This window comes from Clostridioides sp. ZZV14-6387 (genome assembly GCF_020657835.1).
Classification (GTDB): domain Bacteria; phylum Bacillota; class Clostridia; order Peptostreptococcales; family Peptostreptococcaceae; genus Clostridioides; species Clostridioides difficile_A.
Genome location: NZ_JAGWCW010000003.1, coordinates 177,148 through 201,606 on the forward strand (window position 1 = coordinate 177,148; position 24,459 = coordinate 201,606).

A 24,459-nucleotide genomic window follows, 5' to 3' on the forward strand; every position below is an offset into this window, starting at 1 on the left:
TAATAAATAAAGAGATTATAAAATTAAAAAGAAAAGTAAAACAATAATAAAAAAGAAAAAACAATAACAAAATTATTGAAAATAATACCAAATCAATATATAATAAGAATAAATAAAAACTAAAGGGGGATATTTTAATGCAACTAATCTTAGATACAGGTAATGTAGAGGAGATTAAGGAATTATGTACTTGTTTACCAATAGATGGTGTAACTACAAATCCAAGTATTGTCTCAAAAGAAAAAAAGAATTTTAAGCAACTCATAAATGAGATTGGTGAAATTATAGGTGAGGATATGCCTATACATGCTCAAGTGTTAAGTAAAAAGTATGAAGAAATATTAGAAGAGGCATTATATATAAGTAGTTTGAGAAAAAACATATATGTAAAAATACCTGTAACACAAGATGGTTTAAGAGCTATAAAAGACCTTCATAAAAAAGGGATAAAAATAACTGCTACTGCAATATTTACAGCACATCAAGGTTTTTTGGCTGCAAAAGCTGGAGCAAACTATATCGCGCCTTATGTAAATAGACTTGATAATATATCTGGCGATGGAGTATCTATGGTTTCAGAGCTTATAAAAATAATAGATACATATAAAATGGACACAAAAGTACTTGCTGCAAGTTTTAAAAATGCACAACAAGTTATAGAATTAATGCAAAATGGAGTACATAGTGTTACAGTACCATACGATATTTGTAAGGCTATGATGAATCATCCATTGACAGACTGGAGTGTAGATAAGTTTATAGAAGATTGGGAGAATACTTTTGGAAAAGGTAGTAAAACAAATAATATCTAGCATTATAATTAAAAAGTGGTTTTATGCCTAATTATGCAAGTAGACTTGTATTAAAAGATGAAAATATGAATTATTTTTAATAATTTAAGCTATTATTTTAAGTTAATTCATATTTTCATCTTTTTAGATTTCTAAACCTATGAATCTCCACCAGGGGAATGTCACACATATTATTATAAAATAAGTTAAAGGAATTAAAGTTAAACCATACTTAAAAATAACCTTGCTATTATACAGATTTTCACCGTGTCCAACCATTATTGTTGCATGATGGAATGGTAGTATGTATTGTATACTTACTATGATATAGACAAATAGGCATAATGTAATGCTATTTTCTTTTAGTATGTGCAAACTTCCAAGCAATGGTATTACCACAGATGATGTAGTAACAGCACTTCCAAGACATATATTCAATACTATTGTTAGAGTTATTAAAAATAAGATTGAAATAATTTCTGAAGAGTGTGGTATAAACTTTATCAAATAATTTCCCATTATATCTACAACTCCAGAGTACTTTAATACTCCTCCAATTGAAAATGCCGCTACGAAAAAAATAAGGACTTTCCAGTTTATTTCTTTTAAAGTATTGAATCCAATTATTTTTCTTAATAATAAAAGAAGTACACAAATTGACATTATGATTAGAGTGTTTATGTTATGTATAAACTGGGTCAAAAACATAAAAAACATTATTCCTAGGCATAAAAAAGTGTATTTTTGTTCCTTATTCAATAAATTAAACTCCATTTTAAAATTAGAATATGAAAATTGAAATTTATTAGAATCAAGATTTTTGTTAGAAATAAATTCTATTGAAGATAATTCTTTTTTAAAAATAAAAATAAATAAAAAATAAGTTACAAGACAAGTAATTATAGTTGGAACAGACATATAAAAAGCCCATTGACCCCAATTTATATTACAGTTTCCAAGTTCTAATACAACGTAGTTTAAAAGGGTATCTCCATTTATAAAAAACATAGATGTAAAGGTAGATGCTGTAAATATGCTAAATAAAAGTATAGATTTTGAATCTTCAGTTATTTTTTGTTCTTTTAAAAACTCTTTGTAAAAAGCTGATACCAAAATGACCCTTGGGAATGGTTGTGGAATAAAAAATATTAACAATATACCTAAAATATATGATAAAAGAATCATTTTTTTAGGAGTGTTAACAATATTTAAAATTAATTTTTCAGAAATAATCCTTGCAACACCTGTCTTTGTAACTGCATTAGTAATTATGTAGGCAAGGACTATTATATAAAAATTTTCTGTAAATAAAAATTGTAAAATTACATTTAAGGGTGCAATGTTAAAAATAAATGCTAGAATTACGAAAAATAATGCAACTACAGTTTTTTCAACAGAGTCTATAGCCCAAATTAAGATGGTTAAAAAAGATAAGCATATAGAAAATTTTATATTAAAACTGTAATTAAGAGAAAAGTACAGAATTATTGTAGCTATAATAGTCATATAAAATTTTTTTGGCTTAAGAATAATACCCATTTTTATATTCACCTCCATAATTTATTATATCATAATGGAGGTAAATACATTTTATCAAAAGATTATTCATTGATTATATGATTTACAATAACTTTAATTTTTTAATACCCTTTATGGCATATAGTTAAATTCTTCACTTTGTTTTTTAAAAATAAAAAATTTATCAATTCATTATAATATAATCTTAGAGTAAGCTTTATATTTCAACTATAAATAAATTGTATTAAAATATCATATATTTTTCGAAAATGTAAAGAATATAATTATAATCGGGATAAGAGAAATTAATACTTAATATAATCGAATATTAATACAAAATCAGTATAATATATACGTATATATTGACAAAATTAATTATATAAATTAAAATAATATTCGTAAAGAAAAAATAATGTTTTGGATTGTATAACATATAATTTTGACAATATGGGTCATAAGTTTCTACCGGAATACCGTAAATATTCTGACTATGTATACTATTATTTAGTTAATTAAATATTTAATTAACTGAATTATGAAGGATACGGCTCAGCTTATCAATTACTGTGTCGTTTTTTTGTAAAATTTAATAGGAGGTGTTGTTATGCAAACAACAAACAGTAGTACCATGCAGAAACTTTTTCCAATTTTGACTAATAAAAATGTTGATATGAAAAAAGAAGTCATTGCAGGAGTAACTACTTTTTTAACTATGGCTTATATAATAGCTGTAAATCCAAATATTTTATCTGAGACAGGTATGCCAGCTGGTGCACTTGTTACAGGGACATGTTTAGCAGCAGCATTTGGATGTATTTTAATGGGTGTAGTTGCAAATCTTCCTTTTGCTTTGGCATCAGGTATGGGTCTTAATGCATTTTTTGCATACACAGTAGTTTTACAAATGGGTGTTCCTTGGGAAGTGGCTCTTACAGCAGTATTTGTAGAAGGTATTATTTTTATAGTTTTATCAGTAAGTGGAGTTCGTGAGGCTGTTGTAAATGCAATACCAAAAAATATGAAATTAGCTGTTACAGGTGGTATTGGTATATTTATTGCACTTATAGGTTTAGTAAATAGCGGAATTGTTATTGGAGATCAAGCTACTCTTATCAAAATGGGTAGATTTACACCAGCAGTAATAATAACTTGTATAGGATTAGTAATTATTGCTGTATTAGATAAAAAAAGAGTTAAAGGTTCTATACTTTTTGGAATAGTAGTAAGTTCATTACTTGCTTGGGGATTTGCTTTTATGAATCCAGAGTATGCACAAAAACTAGGGATATATTTACCTGGTGGAGTATTTAAATTTGAAAGTTTAGCACCAATAGCAGGTAAAATAGATTTAGGATATGTATTACATCCAACGAATATAGGTGGATTTTTAGTAGTAGTTTGCACATTTTTATTTGTTGATTTCTTTGATACAGTTGGTACATTAGTAGGTGTTTGTTCTAAAGCAAACATGCTAGATGAAAAAGGAAATGTTCCTAATGTAGGAAGAGCTTTACTTACAGACGCAGTTGCAACTACAGTAGGTGCAGGACTTGGAGTGTCTACAGTTACAACTTATGTTGAAAGTTCAACAGGAGTTATTGCAGGTGGAAGAACTGGATGGACAGCAGTTACAGTTGGGATTTTATTCTTAGCTGCAATGTTTTTCTCTCCTGTATTTATAGCAATTCCATCATGTGCTACAGCACCAGCTTTAATATATGTTGGATATTTAATGCTTGGTACAGTTAAGGATATAGAGTTTGACAATATAACTGAAGGTGTTCCAGCATTTGTTACTATTGCTTGTATGGCATTAACTTATAGTATAGGTGATGGTTTAACTTTAGGTATATTAACTTATGTTTTCGTAAATGTATTTTACAATATATTTGGAACTAAAAAAGCAGAAGATAAGAAGCATGTTTCTATAGTAATGATTGTCTTGGCTATATTATTTATAATAAAACTTTGGCTTTTATAATGAATATTATTTAAAAAATTAATTTAATAAAATAAAGAGCTGTAATTTCTAACATGTTTTAATGAGAAATTACAGCTCTTTTGTATTTGTTAAATTATTTAACTGTATCTATTAGCTTTCCATTTTGTAAAATTTTAGGCACAATTGTTATATTAAATTCTTTTTGTAAATCCTTTATCACATCTAATTCTTGTTTTGTTATTATTGAGATTGTGTTACCATCTCGATTCCCTCTAGCAGTTCGGCCGCATCTATGCAAGTATTCATTTTTACTTTTTGGAAAATCTAAATTAAAAACATGACTTACATCTACTATATCTAGCCCACGAGCAGATAAATCAGTTGTAATTAAAATTTTTGCTTTTCCAAGTTTAAATTTATTTATTGCATTTTTTCTATCTTCTTTTGCCATGTTTCCAAAGATTCCAATTGCCTTATAATTATGATAATTTAGTTTTGATACTAGGACTTCTATATTTTTTTCGTTGTTTACAAATACAATTGCTCTTTTTGGATTTGTGGCAGCTAATGTTTTTCTAAGAAAATTAAATTTATCCCTTATTTCACCTAATAAATATGAGTGATTTATATTAGGATTTATTTGTGACTTTTCTTTCGTTTTTATTATTTCAAATTCTTTCATAATTTTATCACAAATTTTTATAGTATTATCAGTAAGGCTTGCAGAACATCCTATAATCTGTCTATCCCTTAATGTAGTTCTTATTATATCTTCTATACAAGTTATATTTTTTCCATTCAATAGATTGTCTACTTCATCTAAGACGATAGTTTTTATATTATGTGATTTTAATTTCTTTTGTTTTATTAAGTCTAAAACTCTTCCACAAGAACCAATTACTATATGTGGTTTTATTGTTTTTATGTTTTTTATTTGCTTTTGTATATTTACTTCCCCAATTAAAGCTAAAGAAGTTAAAGGAATTTCTGAGTTTTTAGCTAATAATTCAACTTGGTTTGTAATCTGCATTACTAGTTCATGTGTAGGTGCAAGTATAAGCGCTTGTGTCTCTCTTTTTGATGTATCAATTTTTTCACATATAGGTAGAAGATATGCCAGTGTTTTTCCTGTTCCAGTCTGAGAATTAATCAATAAATCTTTATTTTGTATTATATTTTCTATAGCAAGTGACTGAACTTCTGTTGGAGAAGTTATGTCTTGTTTTTTAAGCCCATCTATCAAAGTAGAACTTATTTTTAATTGTTCAAATGTATTCATGTTTTGCTCCTTCTATTTAATCATTAATATTATTATAGTCAACTATTTTTTATTATACATTGTTTAAGCAAATCGAACTATATATTCTTTTATAATTATGTGTAATTTAGAAGTAAATATAATTTATATTTCCATATTTCTAATGGTTTTGTATTTTCTAAACTTTAAAAATAAACAAATAAAAGTTGTAATTATTTGATAGTTGTTATATATTATATATAACAACTATCAAAACTATAATATGGAGGGAAATTATGTTAAAGATAATCAATGTATCTAAATCATATAAAAATAAGAAAGTAGTAAATAATATTTCATTTGATGTAAATGATGGAGAGCTTTTTGGGTTTATAGGTCATAATGGTGCAGGTAAAACTACTACTATTAAGGCAATTGTTGGGATACACGATTTTGAAGAGGGAGAGGTGCTTGTAAATTCTAAGTCGATAAAAAAACAACCTGTTGAATGTAAAAAAGAAATGGCATATATACCTGATAATCCGGATTTATATGAATCATTAACTGGTGTACAATATCTTAATTTTATAGCAGACATATTTGAAGTTGATAAAAATAAAAGAGAAGAGTTAATAAAATATTATTCGAATAAGTTTGAACTTAATAAAGCATTAGGAGATTTAATATCTTCATATTCACATGGTATGAAACAAAAATTAGCCATAATTTCAGCTTTAATACATAATCCAAAAATTTTAATTCTTGATGAACCTTTTGTAGGTCTTGACCCAAAGGCATCGTTTATATTGAAAGAGATTATGAAAGAATTCTGTGCAAAAGGTGGTTGTATATTTTTCTCAACACATGTTTTAGAAGTTGCCGAAAAAATTTGTGATAAAATTGCCATAATAAAGGATGGAAATATAATTGCTTATGGAAGCACAGAAGAAGTTAAAGGAAGTAATTCACTTGAAAGTATTTTTTTGGAGTTAATAGAAAAATAAATTGTTTTTTATACAATATAGTGTCTAAAGTGAGGAATGATAAAACATGAACAATCTAAGTATATTAATAAAAACTAATATAATAAATGAATTTAAATTGAATACTTTAAAAAAAGCAGATGGAAGAGAAAAACAAAAAATAATGGGAATGGTATTTTCAATTGTTATTATAGCAGGGTTGCTAATTTTTTATGTAACTAGCTTAAGTCTTTCTCTAGTTGATATTTTGAAACAGATAAATCAAATGGAAATGTTACTGATATTTGGGTTTGGACTGTCAACATTAACAACTATCGTTACATCATTATACAAAACTTCATCATATCTATTTCAAGCAAAAGATTTAGATCTATTGACTAGTTTACCTATAAAAGAATCTACTATACTAGCAAGTAAAATATTGATGTTGATTGGAACAAACTATTTATTTTCTTCAGTATGTATGATTATACCAGCAGTAGTTTATTTTTTTAATTCTGATGTAAGTATAGCTTATTTTCCTTATTTAATATTATTATTTTTAGCTTTGCCTCTATTACCAATAGTTGCATCATCAATAATTTTTTTATTTATAGGGCAGATATCATCAAAAATAAAATATAAAAATTTAGTATTAATCATAGGTAGTGTAATATTGCTTTTACTTTATACTCTATTTATGTCAAGACTGAATTCTATATCAGCTGAAATGTTAAAGAATAGTGTATCTATTTCAGAAACTATTAGAAAAATATATCCACCTACATATTATTTTGTTGATGCTCTTAAAACAGGAAGTATAATTTCTTTTTTAGCATTTATATCAATATCAATAATACCATTTTTTATGTTTATAACTTTATTTGCTAAAAGATTTAAAAATATAAATTCTAAAATGCGTGAAAGTTATAAGTCAAAAAGTTATGAGTTTAAGAGTCAAAAAATTTCAAGACCATCAAAAGCTCTATTAAAAAAGGAGTTTAAAAGATATTCTTCTTCATTCATTTACTTTTTAAATTCATCTGTTGGTCTGTTATTTCTAATAGTAGGTACAATTTTAATATTACTATTTGGGGCAGATAAAATGGCTGAATTGCTAAAAATGAATATTGATTTTAATCTCATAAAAATACAGTTATTAGGAGTGTTCTTCTTTATAATGGTAATGAATTGTACAACATATTGTTCGATTTCTTTTGAAGGAAAAAATTTATGGATATTAAAATCTTCTCCAATAGATGAGAAAGAAATATTCTGGTCAAAAATATTGATGAATTTTTTATTGAATGCACCATTATCTATTTTGTGTTTGATATTAGTGTCTATAAAATTAGATTTTGAAGTCCAATTTATTATTGTATCAATTTGTTTACTTACAACTTTTTCAATGTTTGTAGCTTTGATGGGGTTATTAACAAATCTATTATATCCAAATCTTGATTGGAAAAATGAAGTTGCAGTTGTAAAGAGAAGTGCAAGTATGATAGTTACAATGTTAGCATCATTAATATATATAGTTGTACTTGGAGGTATATATATATTAATGGGAATTTCATTTTTAAATATGTATATTGTTTTAGCAAGTGTGCTTACATTAATACTAGATTTTATGATATGGAGAATTATTTCTACTAAAGGAGTAAAAATTTTTAAAAGTTTATAGATGTATTTGTGTCAAATAGAGACTTATTTTTTTTAGTATTGCAAAGAATATGTTAAGTAGTATACTATGATATAGTGATATGAAAAAATTTAGGAGAAAATAAATGAGAAAACTATCCAAAAAAGAAAAAGATTTTATTCAATATGGATTTTTGCTATTTTTGATATGTATTACTACTTATTTAGTGCTAACCACTTTAGATATAAAAATGATACCTAAAATTATAAGAATGGTAAATAAGGCTTATATATTCTTTGGAATATTAATAATACTAGTATATATGCTAATTGAAGCTATTGTAACTCATTTGATAATAAATGCAGTTCAGAAAACAAAAGTAAAATTTATTGGTATAAAAATGGCTACAATGGGATTTTACTATAACTTAGTTACTCCATTTGCATCTGGGAGTCAACCAATGCAAATATATGCACTTACAAAATATGATGTGAGCCTTAGCAAATCAGTAGCTATAGTTACTAACAAGACAGTGGTGTTTCAAAGTACAGTTACCATGTTTTGTGGAATTTTAATTTTACTAAATAAGCCGTTATTAATGCAACAAATACATTCTGTTAGAGTTTTGATAACGGTCGGGATGATTATGAATGTAAGTATGTTGTTAGGTGGACTACTAATAGTATTTAGTCCAAAACAAGTAAAAATGGTAGCAGAAATTTTGATTAATTTTTTATCTAAATTTAAGACATTTAAATTCTTAGATTCAAAACGTGATAGAGTAAATCATTATATTGATGATTATAATTACTCTATAAAAATATTTATTAAAAATGTGAGAGTTTTAGTTTTAAGTATATTACTTACTGTGTTGCAACTAATAGCGTATTTTAGTATAGTCTATTGTGTGTATAAAGCTTCAAATCTAAAAGGAGTATCCTACATACATATAATGACACTACAAGTGTTTTTGTATATGGCAATATCGCCAGTACCAACACCAGGAAATGTTGGAGCGAATGAAGTTACATTCTTTACTATGTTTTCAAAAATAATTCCCAAAGAGTTATTAGGGTATTCAGTACTATTATATAGTGGATTTGTATACTATTTTATATTAATAATCTCGGGGATGTTTACGTTTAGGACACATTATACCTTAAATAATTGGAAAAAAGAAGAAGAAGTAAGTTCTAATTTAGAGGAAGTTATTGAAAAATTTAATTAGTAAAATAATTAGGGAAATTCTAGATACGAATATAGTGTTAAATAAGCTATATTATATTGAGAAATTTCCCTTTTTTGATTAAAACTATAGAAATTTGAAATAATAAGTAATAAATAGAAAAATTTATATTGTTTTGAAAGGATAAAATATGAAAAAAGATAAAAAAGATAAAAATAGAAGTAATATTTTTAGTACGAAAAAAAATCTTCATAACAAGCTTGAAATTGCTGAAGAATTACATCCAAGTAAAAATATAGGAAGTATGCTTGGATATAGGATAGATAAGAAAAAAATGAATAAACCAAGTTAATGAAAATGTTGAAAATAGTACGTTTTAAAAAAAATATATAATGAAATGTTTTATTGTTAAATTTAAAGTTATTTTAATAAGAAAAAAAGTCGAAAAATATCTAAAAAAGATATATGTATAGATAGTATTAATATATATATATTATAAACTTGACAAAATCAACCTTTTAATAACTGGTAAAAAATATTAAAATTATAGAAGCGTTATTTAATTATCAAAAATGAAGGTTAAGTTGCAGGAAGGAAAAAATATGATTGATAACATTTATTTGTGTGCTATAATTATATAGTAAAACGAATAAATGAGTATGTCATATAATGCATGCATATTGGGAGGAGAGACTGACATGGAATCATCTATACACACAATTGCCAGTAATAATTTATTGGTGATTTTTGCTGTTGTAAGTATAACTGGAATAATTTGTAGCAAGCTTAGCGAAATATTGAAAGTTCCTGATGTTGTACTATTTTTACTTGTAGGAATTCTAATAGGACCATCATTTTTAAAATTTATAGATATTCGCGGATTTCAAATAGAAAATCAATTAATACTTACATTTGGTTCTGCATTTATCTTATACTTAGGTGGAAAAGAAATAAGTTTAAAAGTGTTGAGAAATGTAAAGATATCTGTATTCTTACTAGCTACTTTAGGAGTTGTGATATCTGCTTTTATAATGCAACAAGTAATAAGCTTTGCTTTTGGAATAAGTGCAATGACTGCTTTACTAGCAGGAACTATAATAGCATCAACAGACCCAGCTACTCTTGTACCTATATTTAATCAAGTAAAAATAAAGGATAGAGTAAAACAAACTGTAATAAGTGAATCAGCTTTTAATGATGCAACAGGAGCTATATTAACATCAGCAGTGTTAGCTGTAATTTTATCAAATAAATTTTCATTAAGTGAAAATATTTATGAATTAGGGACAATGGTTATTGTCGGAGTTGTGATTGGTTTAATTACAGGAATACTGCTTTTGAAATTGGTTAATGATAAACCATATGGAATATTCAAAGATTTTGCACCAATAATATCTGTTATTTCAGTTGTTGTTGCATATGAATTATCTACAAAGTTAGGTGGAAGTGGATACATGTCTTGCTTTATTGTAGGTATAATAACTGGTAATAAGAAAAACTTTAGAATTTGGTTAAGTCAAAAATCTTATGATGCAGATTTCTATGTTGCTGAAACTTTAGGTACTATTTGTCGTATGGCAATATTTATAATATTAGGTAGCCAAGTTAACTTAGCTCAATTAGGCCAATATTTTGTACCATCTGTAATTACAGTACTAGTATTAATGTTTATAGCAAGACCACTTTGTGTTTTAGTTTGTACACTTGTGGATAGAGAAGCAAAATGGAGTAAAAATGAAATGTTATTTATGATGTGGGTAAGGGAAACTGGAGTAATACCAGCTGCACTTTGTGGTATCATTTCAGCAATGAAAGTTCCTGGATACGAAGTAATTTCATCAGTAGTATTTATGACTATACTAATAACGTTAGTAATACAAGGAAGTACTACAAAATTGGTAGCTAAAAAACTTGGATTATTAGAAGAAGAAGTGATAAATATAAGTGAAAAAGTATCAACTTTTTAAAATTTCACTTTAAATAATACATAATAATGGCTATTTTAAAATTATCTAATGATAATTGTTGAAATAGTCATTTTTTATGTAGAAGTAATTTACAGAATTTACATATTGGATATATTTATTATCAAAATTTGTTGAAGCTATGATATAATTAGTTGTATTTAAAATAAGAATAGCAAATAAGGGAGGAAATTTATGTTTACGGTTATGGATATTGTACAGCCAGATACAGTAGAAGAAGCGTACTCAATTTTAAATAAAAGAAAAACTAATCAAGTGATTGGTGGAAGTGCTTTTTTAAGAATGGGGAAAAAAAGAATAGGTACAGGGATAGAATTATCTAATTTAAACTTAGACTATATAAAAGAAGATGAAGATTATATTGAGATTGGCTCTATGACTACTTTTAGAACCTTAGAGACAAGTCAAATAGTCAAAAAAAATTTTGGAGATATAATAGAAGATTCAGTTAAAGATATAATAGGAATTCAGTTTAGAAATGTAGTAACGGTTGGAGCTACAGTATTCTCTAAATATGGTTTTTCTGACTTGATAGTAGCATTGCTTTCATTAGACACAGAAGTAGAATTATATAAAGCTGGAAGGATTAGTCTGGAAGAGTTTCTTAATAGAGAGTATGAGAAAGATTTACTAATTAAGGTATATATAAAGAAAACAAATAAAAATGCTTCTTATAAATCACTAAGAAATGCAAAGAGTGATTATCCTCTCCTAAATGTATCTGTATCAAAACACATGGGAAAATTTAAATTATGTGTAGGTGCAAGACCTCAAAAAGCTACGATTGCGAAACAAGCTAGTGAATTCCTATCTAATAATGAAGCTAATGAAGTTAATATAGATAAAGCAATAGAAATTGCGTCAGAAGAATTAACTTTTGGTTCTAATATGAGAGCATCTAGGGATTATAGAAAAGCTATGAGTAAAGTACTTTTAAAAAGAGCTATAATGGAGGTTATTTAATGTTAGTGAAACTTAATATAAATGGAAAGAAAAAAAGTGTAGATATAGAGCCAGAAGAATATTTAGTTGACACTTTAAGGAAAGTTGGCAATTTAAGTGTAAAAAGAGGTTGTGACACAGGATGTTGTGGTCTCTGTACAGTTTTAATTGATAAGAAACCTACATTATCTTGTGCAACATTGACATTGAGAGCTTTAAATAAAGAAATAACTACAATTGAAGGTTTAGAAGATGAAGTTAGAGAGTTTAGCGAAGTTTTGGTAAAAGAAGGTGCTGAGCAGTGCGGATTCTGTTCTCCTGGTTTTATACTTACTGTACTTGCAATGAAAGATGAGCTTGAAAATCCTACAGATGAAGAAATAAAACATTATCTGACAGGAAATCTATGCAGATGTACAGGATATATGGGACAGTTAAGAGCTATCAAAACTTATCTGGAGGTAAAGTAGAACATGAATATAGTTGGAAAAGGAATCAAAAAAATAGATGGAATGAGTATTACAACAGGTAAACCTGTGTATACAGATGATTTATCAGCAAAAGATGCTTTGGTGGTAAAGATACTTAGAAGTCCTCATGCTTATGCAAAAATAAAAGATATAGATACATCAAAGGCAGAAATGGTTGATGGTGTTGAATGTGTTTTAACATATAAAGATGTACCAAAATCTAGATTTACACTTGCTGGTCAAACATATCCAGAACCATCTCCATATGATAGATTAATTCTTGAAGATGTTGTTAGGTATGTAGGTGATGAAGTAGCTATAGTTGCTGCTGTGGATGAAAAAACAGCAATTAAGGCAATGAATCTTATCAAGGTAAAGTATGAAGTACTTACTCCTGTTTTGGATTTTGAAAAAGCAATAGGGAATAAAGTTGTAGTTCATGATGAGGATAGACATTGTAACTTTGACATAGGTATGCAGAGAGAAAATAATATAGTATCACATCATGATTATACTAAAGGTGATATGGACAAAGTACTAAGTAATTGTGATATAGTAATTGAAGAAACTTATTATACTCAAGCACAAGCGCACGCAATGATGGAGACATATAGAGCATACAATTATTTAGACCACACTGGTAGATTGGTTGTAGTAAGTTCAACTCAAATACCATTTCATGTTAAAAGACATTTGTCTCGTGCATTAGAGCTACCAGCTAGTAAAATTAGAGTCATAAAACCTAGAATTGGTGGTGGATTTGGCGGAAAACAAACTGCATGTGTGGAGATTTTCTCAGCAATTGTAACTTTAAAAACAGGTAAACCAGCTAAAATAATTTATGATAGAAAAGAAACTTTTAATTGTTCAACAAGTAGACATGCGATGAGATTGAAGGTTAGACTAGGTGCTACTAATGATGGAATAATAAAAGCTATAGATATAAATGCACTTTCTGATACAGGTGCATATGGAGAGCATGCCTCTACAACTATTGGTTTGGTTGGAGAAAAAACTTTACCAATGTATAATAAAGTTGAAGCAACAAGATTCATTGCAGATGTAGTATATACTAATAAAATGCCAGCAGGAGCACTTAGAGGTTATGGAGCTTCTCAAGGATGCTTTGCTGTTGAATCAACTATAAATATGCTTGCTGATAAATTAAAAATGGACCCAACAGATTTAAGGTTAAAAAACGTAGTAACACAAGGTGAGACTACATTTGCATATGGAAAAACTTTAAATAGTGTGGATTTAGTAAAATGTATAAATAAGGGTAAAGAGCTTATTGGATGGGATGAAAAATATCCTTGTAAACATCTTGAGAATGGAAAGGTTAGAAGTGTTGGTATGGGAATTACTATGCAAGGTTCTGGTATACAAGGTCTTGACAAGTCTTCAGCTGAAATTAAATTGAATGACTGTGGAGATTATACACTTATGATAGGTTCTACTGATATGGGTACAGGAAGTGACACAATCCTAGCCCAAATGGCTGCTGAAGTACTTGAAACGAGTATCGAAAATATAACAGTCATATCGGCTGATACTGACTTAGTTCCATATGACCCAGGTTCATATGCTTCAAGTACTACTTATGTAACAGGTATGGCAGTAGTTAAAGCTGCTCAAGACTTAAGAGCAAAAATAATTTCTGCTGGAGCTACTAAACTAGGTGTTGATATAGATGAAGTAGAATTTGATGGTGTAAACTTAACTAGTAAAAAAGGTAGCACATTATTATTTGATATAGCAGTGGATTCTACAATTGGGCCTGACACTAATCAATTGATAGGTCTTGCTTCTCATGGTAGCCCAGTATCACCACCACCTTTTATAGCTGGTTTTGCAGAAACTGAAATAGATAAAGAAACTGGGAAGGTTGATTTAGTAAATTATGTGGCTATAGTAGACTGTGGAACAGTTATAAATAAAAATCTAGCTAAGATACAAGTTGAAGGTGGAATTGTTCAAGGGATTGGAATGGCCTTATTTGAAGAAGTTAGATACACAGAAAAAGGTAGTATGGATACGAATACATTTATGCAATATAAGATTCCGGCTAGATGTGATATTGGAAATGTAGAAGTAGATTTTGTTGAAACTTATGAACCAACAGGGCCATTTGGTGCTAAGTCAGTTGGAGAAGTTGTTATAAATACACCTTTGCCAGCTGTACAAGAAGCTGTATTTAATGGGGTTGGCGTGAGAATAAATACACTTCCTATTACACCTGAAAAAGTATTCATGGCAATGAATAAATAATTATTTATGAAGATTTTAGACTAGTTTTACATGTTAAACAACCAGTTATGTCATACCTGTTGAAAGATATTTAATAAGTAGTTATTATAATATTATGAATTTTACTTATAAAATATAAAATTAACTAAGGGGATGATGTTTTGGCTGGAAATCTAAATAACATAAGAGCAGTAAATAATTTTAGAGGAGATAAAAACATTTTAGAATGTTTAGTCAGCTTTGAGGGTCGTTCGATAAGTCAGAGAAAAGTAAGAGTGTTCTTTAAAGAAAAACAAAATCAAATAGAAATTGACTTTGCAGAAGAGGAAATTTCTAAACTTGTTGAAAATGTAGTTTTAAATACATCATATCAAGAAATGTTGTATGATGAGATAGAAAAACAACTAGAAATTGATTGCATAGGTACTTGGATGATATTATCTAAATTAAAAGATAGCAGAGTTCATTGATTTTGACATAAATTATTAGAGCCTAATTTTAAGGCTCTTTTTTAATGTTTTTATAGAATAATAGAAAATTAAATTTGAATTTGTATACGATAATTATAACATATATTTAAAATATAGATATTTGAGTTTATATGTATCATATTGTATAATATAAATTGAATTAATAAAATAGTTCGTTAAAATAATTTGTTTATATAAAATAACTGTTTAAGTTTATAGAATTTGTATAAAATAAAGTTATATCATTAATTTTTAGCAATAAAATTTTTACTAGGAGACAGATATGAGAAGAAAGAGTATTAATATAGCATTAACAGCGGTTGTTACAGCAATTTATGCTGTTTTAACTCTGTCATTGGGATTTATAAGTTATGGACCAATACAATTTAGAATAGCAGAGATTATGATGCTCTTAGCATTTTTAGATAAAGGATACATAGTAGGTCTTACATTAGGATGCTTTTTAGCAAATGTTATAGGGCCATATGGTGTACCTGATATAGTATTTGGGACATTAGCTACATTTATAAGTGGGAGTTTGATTTATTTTACTAGAAAAATAGGTGGACAAAGTAAAGGCACACTGATTATAGCTTCTATATGGCCAACTATCGTAAATGCAGTTGTAGTTGGATTGATGTTAAACATATTTTTTGGACTTCCTTTGATTTTATCTATGATACAGGTAGGTTTTGGAGAATTTGTGGTTGTGACAGTAGTTGGAGTACCATTTTTCAGTTTCTTAATGAAAAAATACAAGAAGGTCATCGATATTAAATTTTAAAAAATAAATTATCATTTCATAGATTAAGATTAGTATTAATAATAAGGGGGATTTTATTTGTCAAAGATAAAAAGATTAACTGATGTTTGGACATATATTAATGATAAACAGAAGTTTACAATTAAAGAGTTGTCAGAAGAGTTTAATCTTTCGACTAAGACTATTCAACGATACTTGACAGAATTAAATGAAATGGGACTTCCAATTCAGACAGAGAAGGGTAGGAATGGAGGATATAGGGTTTTAAATAATAGTTATATACCTCCTGTTGTATTTACAGAAATAGAAGTCATGTCCATCTTCTTTGCTCTTAAGTCACTTCAAATTTATAGGTCGATGTTAATAGATAAAGAAATTGATTCTATAATAAGAAAAATAAGTTATGAGCGTAAAAGCAGTATAAAAGAAGGAATAGATAATATAAAAAGTTATATTGAGTTTATACCTAATGAAGGAATGTATAAAAGTAGTGATATAGTTGAAATTTTTAGAGCTTCATCAGAGTCTTGTATTTTAAATATTAAATATAAGTCTGGAAATCAATTACAGGAAAAAAATGTATGTCCTATAGGTATATTTTTAAAGAAGTGTGTGTGGTTTACACCTGTGTATGATTATGAGAGTGATAAGATTATATTAATTTGTATGGAAAATGTAATTGAATTTAAAAGGATAGGAAATAGCAAAAAGAAAAATATAAGTTTGAAAGAGTGGATAGACACAGTATATATGGAAGCATATGAAAATATGCAATTTGCTAAGGAATTTGATGAAAATACTAAACTATGTGTACTATTGACTGAAGAAGGTGTATTGAAACTAAAGAATGATTCTTATGATTTAGATATAAAGATGAATGAAGATGGAAGTGGTATAATTGATACATTTATAAAGCATGATGAAATAGATTGGTATGTATCTACTTTATTTTCAATAGGACAAGAGGCAAGGGTAGTAGAGCCGAAATTTATAAATAAGTTGCTTTATGACAAGGCTAAGGAGTTAAAATATTTTTTTGAAGAAAATATGTTATAATATTTAAAAATGTTAAAACTAAATAATCATTAAGGAGAAATGTATTATAATGGAAGATTTTAATAAGAATGCTAAGATAATTGGTATTGGGGCTGAAGGCATCAATATAATAAATGAAATAGAAGAAAAAATAAAAGAAAATATAGACATAGAAAGAATCAATGTAAATCAAGAAGTTGAGAAAGAATATGTAAGAAGTCTTTTAGACGGAGTAGACATATTATTTTTAGCCTATTCAACTGAAGATAAACAAAGTAGAGAAATTATAAAAGCTATTTCATATATGTCAAATGAAAGAAGAATTTTATCTATAGGAATGAATTGTTCTGATAAGGAAAATAAAGAAGATTTGGAACTTGGAAGAGAATTTAAAATCAATAGAGATAGTATTTTTAAATTTGTTGATTTGATGAATATTATGATAGAGTCTATTTCAGATTCTTGTATGATAAATATAGATATAACTGACTTAAAAGAAGCGATTATAGGAGATAAAGGAATTAAGTATTCTTTTGAAGAATTTGAAGATACAAAAGAATATAGTAAAATGGCGAACACTTTATTTGAGAGAATGGAATATCTTGGTGAAGAATTTTTAAATAAAAAAGGCATTGTATTTGTTGAAGGAAATATGGATTTTTCTCTAGTAGAATTGAATGATTTAATAAATAATATTCAAAGTAAGATAGAAGAAAAATATGAAGTGATATTCTCTTTATACTTAAAAGAAAATTTAGGTGGAAAGATTAAAGTTGCTTTATTGTATAATTAGCATATTTTAGATATTAAGGAGAAAGATATGTCTGAAAATATAAGGATTGCAGAGTATTGGTTAATGGAAGAATTTTTTTATCAAGAAACAGATACACCACAAGTTTTTAGAGAAGAAAGTATAATTGCACTTGGTTTTGATATAAAAATAAATCTAAAAAAAGTATTCAATATGGGAAAAAAATCAGAAAAATATATCAATGAGAACTGTAATGACAAAGATTTTATAAAAAAGTTTATGTCAATTAAAAAAGGAGATTATTTTTTATATAAGGCATATCAAAATATAGAAGAAAAAATTAAATGTAGTGTATCTATTGGTATAGTTGATGAAAGTTTTGAAGATGGTTATGAATTAAGTCATATTTTGGGGCATACATTGCCAGTGAAATGGATGTACAACTTTGATGCAGTTTCAAGTTGCAAAGTATATACAAGCGAGTTTTATAAATTAAGTAATAATGATATTAGTTCATATTTAGAAATCATTAAGTTACAAGATAAGAAATCATTGAGAAAAATGATAGAAGAAAGTGACAATAATAAATGGTATCTAAAAAACTATTATTATAAAAATGTAGATGAATGTATAGACAATGAAGAATTATTTATTCAACCGACTAACCTAGAGCAATTAGAATATCTTAAAAACATAAATACAGATGATTATATTTTGTTATATAATAGTGAGAAAGTAATCTGTGAAAATGACCATACAATGAAGAGTGTATTTGGTGTATGTCAAGTTATGGAAGGATTCGATATAGAAAAAATAAGTATCTTAGAGGGAGGATATTTTTTACCTGTTAAGTGGATAGAGTATGAAAAAGAGAATATAGATGGAAATGCTTGGGTCGTATTTGAAAATAATAGTCTAGTTGAGAAGTATATAAAAAGATTTACTAATAAAATGCCTTTAAATACTATACTTTATGGTCCACCAGGAACTGGTAAAACATATAATGCAAAACAAGAAGTTTGTAATTTGATAAATGGAACTAGTTTAAAAGATAGAGATTACATAAGTAATACAAATTATAAAAATAATGTAGAATTTTGTACGTTTCATCAATCATATGGATATGAGGAATTTATAGAAGGACTAAAGTCTGATGGTGAAGGTAATTTTAAACCAGAGGATGGAATATTAAAAGATATATCTATAGAAGCATGTTATGATGCATTGAAGTTTGAAAAAAAGTTGAATCTTGAGTTGGAAAAAGAGTATTTGACTTTAGAAGAGATAAAAACTAGAAAAAAGAAGTTGATATTAGAAAATATAGAATCTAGTGACAGTTTTAATTTTGAAGAATCAGAAAACTATGTTTTAATAATAGATGAAATCAATAGAGGAAATATATCTAAAATATTTGGTGAGTTAATAACATTACTTGAAGAAGATAAAAGACTCACTAAATCAAATCAAACTATTGTAAAATTACCATACTCAAAAGAAAAATTTTCTTTACCTCCCAATTTGTATATAGTTGGAACTATGAATACGTCAGATAAATCAATAGCACTCTTAGATATAGCTTTGAGAAGAAGATTTAATTTTGAAGAAATTATGCCAGATTATGATTTATTGCCTATTGTAGATGGTATAGATATTAAAAATATGCTATATACAATTAATAAAAGGATAGAGTTTTTATATGATAGAGACCATGTAATTGGACAAGCTTACTTACTTGATGTAGATAATATTGATGATATAGTGTCAGTATTTAGAAGTAAAATAATACCACTTCTTCAAGAGTATTTTTATTATGATTCAGAAAAAGTAGGTCTCATTTTAGGTGGTATAGGGAAAGATGAAAAAGATAAATATATTGTTTATAAAGAAGAACTTATAGCTTCTGAATTATTTAAAAAAAATAATACTTATGTGATTGAAAATAAAGTTAACTATTGTATAAAGCGAAACATATCTAGTGAGGAGTTAAAAAATATATATGAGTAAAAATATATATGTTAAAGAAACTTACGAATGGATAAGGGTTGGTAATGGTGAAAATGAGCTTACAGAAATTGAATATGAAAAATTGCTTAAATATATAGATAATAATAATGATGTATTAAAGAGCAATATAATAGATATTAAGTATAAAAAACTTAGATTCATAAACTATGTAGGTGTTATATGTTTTGAAAATGTAATACTTGAAGTGCTTCCAAAACTGTCATTAAGTGATAATCTTGCAAAAGATAGAGAAATGTTATTACAGATGCTTTCTATATGTAATAAAATTCCACTTATAATGAATGAAAGCATAAGATTAAGTTTGAAAAATTATAACCTTTTAAATTTCTTTGTTATGTATTTTATTGAAAATATGCAAACACAAATTAAAAGAGGCATTCACTTTGAATATATAAATAAAATAGAAAATTCAAATGTTATAAGAGGTAAAATATTGTTGAGTACATATGCAAGAGAAAGAGGAATTTCTCCAGTGAAAATAAAATGTGAGTATGATGAATATAGTGAAAATAATTTCTTGAATCAAGTTCTTAAAAAAGCATGTATATCTATTTTATATAGAATAAATGATAATTTAATTCAAAGTAAGATTAAAAAAATTTTAAGCTATTTTCAAAATGTAGACTTAATTTATGTAGACAAAGAAAAACTATTAGATTATAAATTTTATAAAAACAATGATAGATTTAAAGACTGTTACTTACTAGCTAGACTCATACTTTTAAATTTATCAATGGATAATAGTAAAAACAATCAAGAAGCATTTTCTATATTATTTGAAATAAATACTTTATATGAAGAATATATAGGTGTCTTAATAAAAAATATATGGGACAATTCATCTAGAGAAACTTATATACAAGATAAGAGTAAGTTTCTCTTAAAAAATGAACAAACAGGAAAGAAAAATTTTAATTTAAGACCAGATATAGTATTATACGATTTAAAAAACGAATATGAAATTATAATTGATACAAAATGGAAAGCTATTGAAGTAGATTCAAATGTTTTTTATAGGTCAAGTGATATATATCAGATGTATGCATACATAACAACCTATGAAAATGCAAAAAGATGCATATTGTTATATCCTTGTATTCAAAAGGATAAAAATTATAGTTCTTGGAAATTATCAGAATCATTTAAAGGTAAATTTATAGAAGCAAAAACTGTGAGATTAGATGATGTGAAAAACACAAAAGATGATTTGAAAAAAATAATTTTTAATTATAAATTTTAGAAATAAGAATTATAAAAATAATAAAAATACTTTAAAAAAGGGTAAATATAACTCTATATGTATAGAAAAATTTCTGATGTATAGAAAAAAATTTATAAAAATCTTAAATTTAAAATTTTGAAAAGCATTTATATGTAAAGTGTGGCATCGCAATTGCTTGTTTAATATAAGATGCGTGTAAGATTAAGAAAGTATATCTACTAATTTGAGATTTGGTAGATATACTTTTTATTAATCTTAACTTGAAAAATAAAATATTATTAAATTATAACTAAACTTTTCTGTTATGATATAATTAAATAGATAATTTGAAGGATTATTATATAGAATACTTATTTGGAGTTGATATTTTATGGACAAACACAGTGATTCAGTAATGTATGGTGGAATGGAAGTATACAATATTTGGGGGACAACAACAGTAGACTCTATAATTGGAGATTCTGATGTAATGCGTGCTCTAAAAAATAGAATTCGCAAAATTGGAAATAGCGATTCTACTGTAGCTATAACTGGAGAAAGTGGTACTGGAAAAGAGTTAATAGCAAGGGCCATTCATCTCGCAGGAAATAGAGGGAATAAAACATTCGTTGCTATAAACTGTGCTGCTATACCAGAACCTCTACTGGAAAGTGAACTTTTTGGATATACAAAAGGAGCTTTTAGTGGAGCAGATTCAAAAGGTAAGATTGGTAAATTTGAATTGGCCAATGGAGGAGTCGTATTTTTAGATGAGATAGGAGACATGCCAATTCAACTACAATCGAAGTTATTGAGAGTATTACAGGAAAAGAAGTTTACGAGAATAGGCTCAAACGAACTGATTGATATAGATGTTAGAATCATATCGGCTACTAATAGAGACTTATTTGAATTGGTTAAAGAAAATAAATTTAGAGAAGACTTATACTATAGATTAAATGTAATACCTTTAGAAGTACCTCCACTTAGAGAAAGAGGAGATGATATACAAATATTAATAAACAATTTTATAGATAAATATTCCAGAAAGATGAAGAAAAATGTATACCATATAGAACCAGATGTAGAGCAAATGTTGCTTAAATATCCTTGGCCAGGGAATATTAGAGAGTTGGAAAACACTATAGAATTAGCCTTAAATCTCCTTGAAGAAGATGGCATAATACACAAAGGTATAATAAATAGAAAGATAATTGAATATTTTAAGCGAAACAATATAAATATAAAACTACTTGAGGAAAATGACTATGAGATAAGTATGGAACAAGAGATACTTACGCTTGAAGAGTTTGAAAGAGCATATATAAAGAAAGTGTTGAAGTTTTATGGTAATGATACTAAGTCTAAAAAGTTAGCTGCTAAAAAACTTGGAATATCATTAGCCACTTTATACAGAAAGATAGATGTATAATAATTAACTTTTTAATTCTCAATTCTAAAATTTGAAATTATAAAATTGATAAAAAACACTTGGAAAATAATTTTCCAAGTGTTTTTTTGTGTAATAGTATTTTATTATCCAAAAATAAAAAAAATTTAAAAGAATTAAAAAAAATAAATGCTTTATCAAATTATCAAATACTAACAAATATAATAAAATTTATATGTGTAAAACAATTCTGTTAAAAAATTGGCATTATAATTGCTTCATAGTAAATTGAGATGACAAAATAAAAAAAGAAAGGATGTTGTATGAGATGATAATAACTGTCATTAAAAAATAGTTGGGAGTGATAACCTTGAGTAAATATCAAAAGAGTGTCTCTATGTTTGATATTGATGGAAGGCCACCAATTTTAAAGTGTCTGCCACTATCAATGCAACATATATTAGCAATGATAGTTGGAACTGTTACAGTACCTATAGTCGTAGGAGGAGCTGTGGGTGTTAGTCCTACACAAATAACGCTTTTAGTCCAATATGCATTAATAATAGCTGGCATATCGACACTTATACAACTATATCCAATAGGAAATATTGGTTCAAGATTGCCTATAATTTTTGGAGTTGGATTTACTTATGTACCAACACTTGTAGCAGTTGGAGGAAATTACGGATTAGCAAGCATTTTGGGGGCACAACTAATAGGGGGAGTTGCTACAGTATTAATAGGATTATTTATAAAAAAGATAAGAAGATTTTTTCCTAATATAGTTGCAGGAACAGTAGTGTTTACAATTGGATTATCTTTATATCCTATAGCAATAAATTATATGGCAGGTGGTGTAAATAGCCCTACTTATGGCTCTATGCAAAATTGGGCAGTAGCAGCTATAACACTAGTGGTAGTTATAGGTCTTAGTCAATTTGCAAAAGGGTATGCAAAATTGGCAGCAATATTTTTGGGAATTATAGTTGGATATTGTGTATCTTTAGTTTTGGGTATAATAAATTTTGACCCTATTAGAGAAGCAGCTTGGTTTGCAGTACCTAAACCACTTGAGTTTGGATTGGAATTTGATATACCTGTAGTAATATCAGTAGTAATTGTAAGTATAATCAATGCTGTTCAAGCAATTGGAGATTTATCAGCTACTACAATGGGAGGTATGGACAGGGATATTACAGATAAAGAATTATCAAGTGGAGTAGTAGGAAGTGGAATTTGTACTATGATAGGAGCTTTGTTTGGAGGTTTGCCACCATCATCATACAGCCAAAACGTGGGGATGGTAGCTATGAACAAAGTAATAAGTAGATTTGTGCTTGGAATAGCTGGTATATTTATGTTATTGTCGGGGTTTGTACCTAAATTTGGTGCATTAATGACTACTATACCATATTCAGTTTTGGGAGGAGCTACAATATCTATATTTAGTATGATAACAATGACAGGTATAAAGTTAATTATTACAGAAGAGTTGTCATCAAGAAATATTACCATTGTTGGTTTGGCAATTGCTTTAGGCATGGGAATAACATCAGTCCCAGCAGCCCAAGAGGCATTTCCTTCATTTGTAAAATTAGTATTTGGAGAATCTCCAATAGTAATCGCAACATTGGTTGCATTCATTTTAAATCTAATAATACCAAATAAAAGTCTAGAGGATGAGGCTAAAGAAAGAGCTGTTATGGAAGAAGCCAATTAAGATATAATAATTTGAAAGGGTTGTTTAAATTATTTATTATGAGGTTGTTAGATTATTTTTGATAGCTATTCATTTTAATAAAAAATTTATCAAAGAAATATATACCAGACAATTAATATTTATTCAAAAAGAAAATCGGGGAGGGTATATTAGAAAATTTGTTAATTTTTTATAAAAATAGC

Annotated in this window: 20 protein-coding genes and 1 riboswitch; of the genes, 18 read left to right on the top strand and 2 right to left on the bottom strand. The window is 27.1% G+C overall.

Features of this window, described 5'->3' with window-relative positions; all coding sequences use genetic code 11:
* Positions 1-137: 137 nt before the first annotated feature.
* Positions 138-812: a fructose-6-phosphate aldolase gene (gene fsa, locus KGF38_RS03080; RefSeq protein ID WP_054276903.1), complete on the top strand. Its 675-nt coding sequence runs from the start codon at positions 138-140 to the stop codon at positions 810-812.
* 123 nt (positions 813-935) lie between these two features.
* Here the strand turns inward: fsa and KGF38_RS03085 are convergent, their stop codons facing one another.
* Complete coding sequence (locus KGF38_RS03085) at positions 936-2,330, bottom strand: SLC13 family permease (RefSeq protein ID WP_054270574.1); 1,395 nt, start codon at positions 2,328-2,330, stop codon at positions 936-938.
* A 387-nt stretch (positions 2,331-2,717) separates the two neighbouring features.
* Positions 2,718-2,820, top strand: a riboswitch (purine riboswitch).
* 93 nt (positions 2,821-2,913) lie between these two features.
* On the opposite strand from KGF38_RS03085, the gene KGF38_RS03090 reads away from it, so the two are divergent.
* Positions 2,914-4,290 (top strand): NCS2 family permease, encoded by a 1,377-nt coding sequence (locus KGF38_RS03090; protein ID WP_074179656.1) that lies wholly within the window; start codon positions 2,914-2,916, stop codon positions 4,288-4,290.
* Positions 4,291-4,384: 94 nt separating this feature from the next.
* On the opposite strand, the gene KGF38_RS03095 is transcribed toward KGF38_RS03090, so the two are convergent.
* Positions 4,385-5,530: a DEAD/DEAH box helicase gene (locus tag KGF38_RS03095; RefSeq protein ID WP_054270572.1), complete on the bottom strand. Its 1,146-nt coding sequence runs from the start codon at positions 5,528-5,530 to the stop codon at positions 4,385-4,387.
* A 254-nt stretch (positions 5,531-5,784) separates the two neighbouring features.
* Between KGF38_RS03095 and KGF38_RS03100 the strand changes: the two genes are divergently transcribed.
* From KGF38_RS03100 to KGF38_RS03175, 16 genes are all read left to right on the top strand, one after another.
* On the top strand, positions 5,785-6,492 hold the full coding sequence (locus tag KGF38_RS03100) for an ABC transporter ATP-binding protein (protein WP_074179657.1): 708 nt from the start codon (positions 5,785-5,787) through the stop codon (positions 6,490-6,492).
* 46 nt (positions 6,493-6,538) lie between these two features.
* Positions 6,539-8,134, top strand: coding sequence for a putative ABC transporter permease subunit (locus KGF38_RS03105; RefSeq protein WP_074179658.1), 1,596 nt, complete (start codon positions 6,539-6,541; stop codon positions 8,132-8,134).
* 103 nt (positions 8,135-8,237) lie between these two features.
* The gene (locus KGF38_RS03110) at positions 8,238-9,320 is read left to right on the top strand and encodes a lysylphosphatidylglycerol synthase transmembrane domain-containing protein (protein ID WP_074179659.1); all 1,083 of its coding nucleotides are present in this window, start codon (positions 8,238-8,240) and stop codon (positions 9,318-9,320) included.
* Between the two features lie 148 nt (positions 9,321-9,468).
* A complete protein-coding gene (locus tag KGF38_RS03115) occupies positions 9,469-9,630 on the top strand; it encodes a hypothetical protein (RefSeq protein ID WP_054270568.1) in 162 nt (53 codons plus the stop codon).
* Positions 9,631-9,976: 346 nt separating this feature from the next.
* Positions 9,977-11,245, top strand: coding sequence for a cation:proton antiporter (locus KGF38_RS03120; RefSeq protein WP_054270567.1), 1,269 nt, complete (start codon positions 9,977-9,979; stop codon positions 11,243-11,245).
* 192 nt (positions 11,246-11,437) lie between these two features.
* Positions 11,438-12,226 carry an FAD binding domain-containing protein gene (locus KGF38_RS03125; RefSeq protein ID WP_054270566.1) on the top strand — a complete coding sequence of 263 codons (789 nt, stop codon included), beginning with the start codon at positions 11,438-11,440 and terminating at the stop codon, positions 12,224-12,226.
* Positions 12,226-12,675, top strand: a complete 450-nt coding sequence (locus KGF38_RS03130; protein WP_054270565.1) for a (2Fe-2S)-binding protein — start codon at positions 12,226-12,228, stop codon at positions 12,673-12,675. Before KGF38_RS03125 ends, KGF38_RS03130 begins: the two co-directional genes overlap by 1 nt.
* 3 nt (positions 12,676-12,678) lie before the next feature.
* The gene (locus tag KGF38_RS03135; RefSeq protein WP_054270564.1) at positions 12,679-14,943 is read left to right on the top strand and encodes a xanthine dehydrogenase family protein molybdopterin-binding subunit; all 2,265 of its coding nucleotides are present in this window, start codon (positions 12,679-12,681) and stop codon (positions 14,941-14,943) included.
* Between the two features lie 140 nt (positions 14,944-15,083).
* Positions 15,084-15,392 carry a hypothetical protein gene (locus tag KGF38_RS03140; protein ID WP_054270563.1) on the top strand — a complete coding sequence of 103 codons (309 nt, stop codon included), beginning with the start codon at positions 15,084-15,086 and terminating at the stop codon, positions 15,390-15,392.
* Positions 15,393-15,675: 283 nt separating this feature from the next.
* On the top strand, positions 15,676-16,176 hold the full coding sequence (locus KGF38_RS03145) for a QueT transporter family protein (RefSeq protein ID WP_074179660.1): 501 nt from the start codon (positions 15,676-15,678) through the stop codon (positions 16,174-16,176).
* Between the two features lie 57 nt (positions 16,177-16,233).
* Positions 16,234-17,211 (top strand): helix-turn-helix transcriptional regulator, encoded by a 978-nt coding sequence (locus KGF38_RS03150; protein WP_074179661.1) that lies wholly within the window; start codon positions 16,234-16,236, stop codon positions 17,209-17,211.
* Between the two features lie 49 nt (positions 17,212-17,260).
* Entirely contained in the window at positions 17,261-17,983 is a 723-nt protein-coding gene (locus KGF38_RS03155) for a cell division protein (protein ID WP_074179662.1), read from the top strand.
* Between the two features lie 27 nt (positions 17,984-18,010).
* Positions 18,011-19,945 carry an McrB family protein gene (locus KGF38_RS03160; protein WP_074179663.1) on the top strand — a complete coding sequence of 645 codons (1,935 nt, stop codon included), beginning with the start codon at positions 18,011-18,013 and terminating at the stop codon, positions 19,943-19,945.
* Entirely contained in the window at positions 19,938-21,206 is a 1,269-nt protein-coding gene (locus tag KGF38_RS03165) for an McrC family protein (RefSeq protein ID WP_054270558.1), read from the top strand. Before KGF38_RS03160 ends, KGF38_RS03165 begins: the two co-directional genes overlap by 8 nt.
* 352 nt (positions 21,207-21,558) lie before the next feature.
* A complete protein-coding gene (locus tag KGF38_RS03170; protein ID WP_054270557.1) occupies positions 21,559-22,599 on the top strand; it encodes a sigma-54 interaction domain-containing protein in 1,041 nt (346 codons plus the stop codon).
* Positions 22,600-22,954: 355 nt separating this feature from the next.
* The gene (locus KGF38_RS03175; protein WP_176702529.1) at positions 22,955-24,277 is read left to right on the top strand and encodes a nucleobase:cation symporter-2 family protein; all 1,323 of its coding nucleotides are present in this window, start codon (positions 22,955-22,957) and stop codon (positions 24,275-24,277) included.
* Positions 24,278-24,459 lie beyond the last annotated feature (182 nt).